The organism is Streptomyces sp. NPDC001492 (assembly GCF_053597275.1).
The window spans coordinates 363,780-370,358 of the sequence record NZ_JBSFHW010000006.1 but is presented as its reverse complement, the minus strand read 5'-3'; the positions used below and the strand labels follow the sequence as shown (position 1 = coordinate 370,358).

Below are 6,579 nucleotides of genomic sequence, written 5' to 3'. Positions count from 1 at the left end.
CACGTGGCGCACCGCGACAACCACACGCACCGGGATGTGAACGGCGGCTGGCTGCGGCCCGCGGTTTTCGGCACCCCGTGGCCGGGGTGCGCCCCATCGGCGCGTTCGGGAGGCGGGTCAGCCGAGCGGCAGACCGTTCACGGGCAGCCCGTGCGTGGGCAGGCTCGACTGCACCGGCATACCACCGAGCAGCCCGGCCACCGGCGCGGATCCGTCGGTGAGCGCGCCGGCCGACGGCCGCACGGAGGACAGACCGCGCTCGAGGGTGGGCTTGCCCTGGGCCACCGCCGCCTGGGCACCCGGCAGCGCCTGAGAGACGTTCTGCGCCGGGAGCGCGCTGGTGACGGAGCCCAGCATGCCGGTGGCGTCCGGGACCGCCGGGGCCGCGTTCGCGGCGCCCGCGCCCGTGGCGGCGAAGGCGGCACCGAGAGCGGCGACACCGAGGGTCTTGGCAGCAGACTGCTTCATGAAATGCATCCTCGAAATGGGGTTGCGGAAATGTGAGCGGTGTCTCGACCGTAAACACGGGCACCCACCCGCCGCAAACATCGAAATGCGAACGGGTTGTGAATACCCGTCCGCATTCCACACACCCCGATATCCCCGGTCACCCCTCCGAGGGCACAGAACCGCTGGTGGAAGCCGTTTGCTGGAACAGCCATTCGGACTTCAGCTCGGCATATCCAGGCTTGATCACGTCATTGATCATCGCCAGTCGTTCATCGAAAGGAATGAACGCTGATTTCATCGCATTGACGGAGAACCACTGCATGTCGTCGAGCGAATAACCGAAGGCGTCGACAAGGTGCTCGAATTCCCGGCTCATACTCGTGCCCGACATGAGTCTATTGTCCGTATTCACGGTCGCACGGAAGTGCAGTCGGCGCAGCAGTCCGATCGGGTGTTCGGCATACGACTCCGCCGCCCCGGTCTGGAGGTTGGAGCTGGGGCACAGTTCGAGCGGGATGCGCTTGTCGCGTACGTACGAGGCGAGCCGCCCGAGCTTCACCGAGCCGTCGGCGTGCACCTGGATGTCGTCGATGATGCGCACGCCGTGTCCGAGCCGGTCGGCGCCGCACCACTGCAGGGCCTGCCAGATGGACGGCAGCCCGAAGGCCTCACCGGCATGGATGGTGAAGTGGTTGTTCTCGCGCTTCAGATACTCGAAGGCGTCGAGGTGCCGGGTGGGCGGGTAACCGGCCTCGGCGCCCGCGATGTCGAAGCCCACCACCCCCAAGTCCCGGTACCGGTTGGCGAGTTCGGCGATCTCCAGGGAACGGGCGGCGTGCCGCATGGCGGTCAGCAGGGCACCCACGCGGATCCGGCGACCGCCGAGCCGCGCGAGCCGCTCCCCTTCCCGGAAGCCCTCGTTGACGGCCTCGACGACCTCCTCCAGGGTCAGCCCGCCCTCCAGGTGCTGCTCGGGGGCGTACCGCACCTCGGCGTACACCACACCGTCCTCGGCGAGGTCCTCGGCGCACTCGCGCGCGACCCGCACCAGCGCGTCGCGGGTCTGCATCACGCCGACGGTGTGGGAGAAGGTCTCCAAGTACCGCTCCAGCGAACCGGAGTCGGCGGCCTCCCGGAACCAGACGCCCAGCTTGCCGGCGTCGGTCTCGGGGAGGCGGTCATAGCCCGTGTCGCGGGCGAGTTCGACGATCGTCCCCGGGCGGAGGCCGCCGTCGAGGTGGTCGTGCAGCAGAACCTTCGGCGCCCGGCGGATCTGCTCCGGCGTCGGGGTGTTCGAGATGGTCTGGCTCGTCATTTCCGCACTCTACCTCCTACGCGCGTAGATCGCGGGTTGTACAACTCCGTCGATACGTAACGGTGACCGCATGGACAGGGCACGTACACCCGCGCTTCTGACACTGTTCTGTCATGGCACACCAAGCGACGCCGGTTCGACGGGCCCGGCTGGGGAGGGCACTCGGCCCGGAGCCGACGGCGGTGAGCGGAGTGGTTCTGCTGCTCCCCGGCGGCGACGAGGAGTCGGCCCGCAGACCGTCCCCCGTGCTGGCGACCGCCTCCGTACGCGCACTGGGCCGCCGTCTGGCCCGCGCGGGGCGGGAGGAGGGCCTCGCCGCACATGTCGTCCACTACCGCTACCGCGGCTGGAACGGCAGCGAGGCCCATCTGGCAGCAGACGCCTCCTGGGCCGCGGACGAAGCCGTACGGCGCTACGGCGACGTCCCCGTCTGCCTCGCCGGCCTCGGCATGGGCGGCCGGGCCGCACTGCGTGCGGGCGGGCACGAGGCGGTCAACTCCGTCCTGGCGATGGCGCCTTGGCTGCCGGGGGAGGACGTCGCGGCTTCGCCTGAACCGGTGAAGCAGTTGGCGGGGCGGCGGGTGCTGATCGTTCACGGCACGAGGGACGAGGTCTGCGACCCCGAGCTGTCCTTCCGGCTGGCGGCGCGGGCGAAGAAGGCGAACCGGGACGTGTGCCGGTTCGAAGTGCACTCCGACGGTCATGGGTTGCATCAGTACCGGAGTGAAGTGCACGCGCTGGCCGAGGACTTCGTGATGGGGGTGTTGTTCGGGCGGTCGTTTTCGCGGCCGGTGGAGGATGCGCTGGCGGCTCCGCCGCCGTTGGGACTGCGGATGCCCCTGGCTGCGGGGTTCGGTAAATCTCTGCGCCGGTGAGACCTCGGGGGTCCGGGTTGTTCGCCGCCGCTCAGGCAGGGAGCAAGTTGCCCCTTCTTGAGAGCAGGAACCTCTTGAAGGCGGCCACCGGGGGTGTGTCCGGGTGGCCGTCCAGCCATGCCACGCCGATTTCCCTTGCCGCTCTCGGGGCCGTGACCGTGAGTTCCACGACTCCCGGGCGGGGAAAGGCGGGTGGGGGCAGGAGGGCTACTCCGAGGCCTGCTGCCACCAGGCCTCGTAGGGTCTCCGCTTCTTCCCCTTCGAAGGCGATCCTCGGCCGGAAGCCGGCCTCCTTGCAGAGGTCGTCGGTGATGCGGCGCATGCCGTAGCCGGGTTCGAGGGTGACGAAGGTTTCGTCGGCTGCTTCGGCCAGGCGGATGCGGCGGCGGGACGCCAGCGGGTGGTCGGCGGGGACGACCAGGCGGAGTTTCTGTTCGTCGAGGCGGCGGGCCACCAGGTCGGGGGCGTCGGGGACCGGGGAGGTCAGGCAGAGGTCGAGTTCGCCCGCGCGCAGCTTCTCCAGCATCGCCTCGCCGTAGTTCTGGACCAGGCTGAAGCGGACGCGGGGGTGGTCGGCCCGGAAGGCGTGGATGAGGCCGGGAACCGTCTCCGCGCCCATGGTGTGCAGGAAGCCGAAGGCGACCTTGCCGGTGGCCGGGTCGGCGTCGGCGCGGACCTCCTCGGCGGCGCGCTCGATCTCGGCGAGGGCGCGTTCGACGGAGCCGAGGAAGGTGCGGCCGGCCGAGGTGAGCGAGACGGTGCGGCCGCGACGGGCGAACAGGTCGACGCCCAGATCCTGTTCGAGGCGGACCATGGCCCGGGAGAGGGTGGACTGCGGGACCTGCATCTCCTGGGCGGCGCGCGTGACGTGCTCGGTGCGGGCGACCCCGGCGAAGTGGGCGAGGCGCGGGGCGAGCAGCGAGACGATGTCCTCGGTGTCTTTTGTGTCACTGGACGGTGACAGGCGAGCTTGTGACCTCTGTTGATGCACCATGGGAACGATTATGGCGATTCCATGCATTGGACGGATGAGCCGGGTCGTACGTAGCTTCGAGGCATGTCTCCCGCCAGTACCGGGGCGTCCACCGTCGTGGGCGCCGCATCCGTTGTCCCCGCTGTCCCCGTCGCCTCTGCCGGCCCTGCCGTCGATTCCCGTATGACGCCGGGCGGGCCCGGCTACCGCCGGATGAGCTTCGCGCTCTTCCTCGCGGGGGTCGCGACCTTCGCGCTGCTCTACTCCACGCAGGCCCTGCTGCCGCTGATCTCCGGCGAGTTCGGCGTGGCGGCGAGTGCGGCGAGCTGGACCGTGGCGGCGGCGACCGGTGGCCTCGCGGTGTTCGTCCTTCCGATGAGTGCGCTGTCGGAGCGGTTCGGGCGTCGTACGGTGATGACGGGCTCGCTGGCGGTCGCGGTGACGGTGGGGCTCCTGGTCCCGTTCGCGCCCTCGCTGACCGCGCTGGTGGTGCTGCGGGCGGTGCAGGGTGCCGCGCTGGCCGGGCTTCCGGCGTCGGCGACCGCCTATCTCGCGGAGGAGGTCCGGCCGAAGGCGCTGGTCACGGCGATCGGGCTGTTCGTCGCGGGCAACAGTGTCGGCGGTATGAGCGGCCGGGTCATCACCGGGTGGGTCGCGCAGGAATGGGGCTGGCGCGTCGCGGTCGGTGTCATCGGTGCGATCGCGGTGGTGTGCGCTGTGGCCTTCCGGCTGCTGCTGCCCGCTCCGCGGCACTTCAAGGCGGGCTCGCTGCGGCCGCGGGTGCTGGCCCGGACGGTGCGCGACCACCTGTCGAACCCGCTGCTGTGCCGGCTGTACGCGATCGGCGCGCTCTTCATGACGGTATTCGGCGGGGTGTACACGGTGATCGGTTACCGCCTGACGGAGGCGCCGTTCTCGCTGCCGCAGGGCATCATCGGGTCGATCTTCCTGGTGTACCTGGTGGGTACGGTGTCCGCGTCCACCGCCGGGCGGTTGGTGGGGCGGCTGGGTCGCCGTGGGGCCCTGTACCTGGCGGGCGGCACGACGGCGACGGGCCTGGTCCTGTCCCTCGCGGGTTCCCTGGTCCCGGTTCTGCTGGGGCTGGTGCTGATCACCGCCGGGTTCTTCGCGGGGCATGCGGTCGCGTCGTCGGCGGTGAGCAAGACGGCGACGGCGGGGCGGGCGCAGGCGTCTGCGCTGTACCAGTCCGCGTACTACGTCGGGTCGAGTGCGGGGAGCACGGTGGGGGCGCTGGCGTTCCACGCCGGGGGTTGGGCCGGGACCGTGGGGGTCGGGCTGCTGGCGGTGCTGGGAGTTGTGACGATCACGGTGCTCGGGTCGCGGGCGGCACGGGTCGCCGCGCGGCGGAGCCCGGTGCCGGCGCACTGAGCTTTCTTCGCTCCTCAAACGCCGGAGGGGCTGCTCTCAGCCCGTCCGGCGTTTGAGGACGAGACCGTTCAGGCCGATCGGGGGTCCAGGGGGCGGAGTCCCCTGGGGACGGCAACCCGAGCCCACCTGCACCTTTCCCCGCTCGGCACGCCATTGTCAGTGCCCTGCGCTAGCTTCGGACGTGCTGGGCGCAAAGGCGCGACACAGAACGGCCACAGGGGTGGGTGGACCATGACGACAGACCTCGACGTCAGGCTCGAGAAACACCGCGTCGAGCTGACCGGCTACTGCTACCGCATGCTCGGCTCCTCCTTCGAGGCCGAGGACGCGGTACAGGACACGATGGTCCGCGCCTGGCGCAGTTACGAGAAGTTCGAGGGCCGCTCCAGCCTCCGCTCCTGGCTGTACCGCATCGCGACGAACGTCTGCCTGGACATGCTGACCGCAGGCAACAAGCGCGCCCGCCCGATGGACCTGAGCGAGTCGACGCCCCTCGCCAGGGCCGCCCTCTCCCCCCGCCCGGACAACACCTGGCTCGAGCCGATGCCGGACGCCCGCGTGCTGCCGACCGTCGAGGACCCGGCGGAAGCCGCCGTCGCGAAGGAGTCCGTGCGGCTCGCCTTCATGGCGGCCCTGCAGCAGCTGCCCGCCAAGCAGCGCGCGGTGCTGATCCTGCGCGAGGTGCTGGCCTGGAAGGCGAGCGAGGTCGCCGAGCTGCTCGACACCTCGGTGGCGTCGGTCAACAGCGCCCTGCAGCGGGCCCGGGCCACGCTCGCCGAGCGGGAGGGCGAGAAGGCCGCGGCCGCGGCGGTCTCCGACCCGCTCGACCCGGAGCAGCAGAAGCTGCTCGACCGCTACGTCGCGGCCTTCGAGGGCTACGACATGACCGCGCTGACGGCGTTGCTGCACGAGGACGCCGTGATGACGATGCCGCCGTTCGACCTGTGGCTGACGGGCCACGACGACATCACGGGCTTCATGACGACGCTGGGCTCCGCCTGCGAGGGCTCGCGACTGGTGCCGGTGCAGGTCAACGGGCTGCCGGGGTTCGCCCAGTACAAACCGGACCCGGAGAAGGGCGGCTTCACCCCGTGGGCGGTGCAGGTGCTGGAGATATCAGACGGCCGGCTCACCGGGTTCCACTTCTTCCTCGACACTCAGCGCTGGTTCCCGCTGTTCGGCCTGCCCCTCCACCTCGATGCGGAGCCCGACCAGGTCGAGGAGGGCGTGTAGCGAGGGGGCGGGTTCGCGCAGCCGTATCCGGCCCCCGGCCCGCCGGGCGGCCAGCTCCAGCCGCGCCAGCAGGTCCACGGCACCGAGCCCCGGTGGCCCGATCGCGGCGACGTCCACCACCACGACCGCGGCCCCGGTGGACTCCAGCAGCTCGCGCACGTCCTCGCACAGCCCCGCCACCTCGTCACGGGTGACGGGGCCGGGCAGCACGAGTACGGCGGGTGTCATGGCGTCCACGATCGGTAGACCGGGCCGGCGGGCGGAACTCATCGCGGCACACCCGACTACCGGGCGTGTCCACCGACCGGGATCACATTGACCCGCTCCCACCTTCCCAAGAAGGT

7 protein-coding genes and 1 pseudogene are annotated in these 6,579 nt (G+C 70.6%); 4 read left to right on the top strand and 4 right to left on the bottom strand.

The features are described from left to right. Positions 1-138 (top strand): annotated as a pseudogene (locus ACWC1K_RS11215) (VIT1/CCC1 transporter family protein); the annotation flags it as partial. Here ACWC1K_RS11215 and ACWC1K_RS11210 read toward each other — a convergent pair. Both ACWC1K_RS11210 and ACWC1K_RS11205 read right to left on the bottom strand, forming a co-directional pair. Next, complete coding sequence (locus ACWC1K_RS11210) at positions 118-468, bottom strand: ATP-binding protein (RefSeq protein ID WP_450830341.1); 351 nt, start codon at positions 466-468, stop codon at positions 118-120. The pseudogene ACWC1K_RS11215 and the gene ACWC1K_RS11210 overlap by 21 nt on opposite strands. Before the next feature lie 139 nt (positions 469-607). Continuing rightward, the gene (locus tag ACWC1K_RS11205; protein ID WP_450830339.1) at positions 608-1,765 is read right to left on the bottom strand and encodes an adenosine deaminase; all 1,158 of its coding nucleotides are present in this window, start codon (positions 1,763-1,765) and stop codon (positions 608-610) included. Between the two features lie 113 nt (positions 1,766-1,878). Here ACWC1K_RS11205 and ACWC1K_RS11200 point away from each other — a divergent pair, with 113 nt between their 5' ends. Next, positions 1,879-2,640 carry an alpha/beta hydrolase gene (locus ACWC1K_RS11200; RefSeq protein ID WP_450830337.1) on the top strand — a complete coding sequence of 254 codons (762 nt, stop codon included), beginning with the start codon at positions 1,879-1,881 and terminating at the stop codon, positions 2,638-2,640. Positions 2,641-2,671: 31 nt separating this feature from the next. Here ACWC1K_RS11200 and ACWC1K_RS11195 read toward each other — a convergent pair whose 3' ends face one another. Beyond that, a complete protein-coding gene (locus ACWC1K_RS11195) occupies positions 2,672-3,634 on the bottom strand; it encodes a LysR substrate-binding domain-containing protein (RefSeq protein WP_450830335.1) in 963 nt (320 codons plus the stop codon). 63 nt (positions 3,635-3,697) lie between these two features. Between ACWC1K_RS11195 and ACWC1K_RS11190 the strand changes: the two genes are divergently transcribed. Continuing rightward, a complete protein-coding gene (locus ACWC1K_RS11190) occupies positions 3,698-5,002 on the top strand; it encodes an MFS transporter (protein ID WP_450830333.1) in 1,305 nt (434 codons plus the stop codon). Positions 5,003-5,233: 231 nt separating this feature from the next. Next, positions 5,234-6,235: a sigma-70 family RNA polymerase sigma factor gene (locus tag ACWC1K_RS11185; protein WP_450830331.1), complete on the top strand. Its 1,002-nt coding sequence runs from the start codon at positions 5,234-5,236 to the stop codon at positions 6,233-6,235. Here the strand turns inward: ACWC1K_RS11185 and ACWC1K_RS11180 are convergent. Then, on the bottom strand, positions 6,119-6,505 hold the full coding sequence (locus ACWC1K_RS11180) for an STAS domain-containing protein (RefSeq protein WP_450830329.1): 387 nt from the start codon (positions 6,503-6,505) through the stop codon (positions 6,119-6,121). The genes ACWC1K_RS11185 and ACWC1K_RS11180 overlap by 117 nt on opposite strands. Between the last annotated feature and the right edge of the window lie 74 nt (positions 6,506-6,579).

Bases quoted from the DNA above. Each gene is read 5' to 3' on its own strand.
- ACWC1K_RS11210 (WP_450830341.1), bottom strand. From the start codon at position 468: ATGAAGCAGTCTGCTGCCAAGACCCTCGGTGTCGCCGCTCTCGGTGCC.
- ACWC1K_RS11205 (WP_450830339.1), bottom strand. From the start codon at position 1,765: ATGACGAGCCAGACCATCTCGAACACCCCGACGCCGGAGCAGATCCGC.
- ACWC1K_RS11200 (WP_450830337.1), top strand. From the start codon at position 1,879: ATGGCACACCAAGCGACGCCGGTTCGACGGGCCCGGCTGGGGAGGGCA.
- ACWC1K_RS11195 (WP_450830335.1), bottom strand. From the start codon at position 3,634: ATGGTGCATCAACAGAGGTCACAAGCTCGCCTGTCACCGTCCAGTGAC.
- ACWC1K_RS11190 (WP_450830333.1), top strand. From the start codon at position 3,698: ATGTCTCCCGCCAGTACCGGGGCGTCCACCGTCGTGGGCGCCGCATCC.
- ACWC1K_RS11185 (WP_450830331.1), top strand. From the start codon at position 5,234: ATGACGACAGACCTCGACGTCAGGCTCGAGAAACACCGCGTCGAGCTG.
- ACWC1K_RS11180 (WP_450830329.1), bottom strand. From the start codon at position 6,505: ATGAGTTCCGCCCGCCGGCCCGGTCTACCGATCGTGGACGCCATGACA.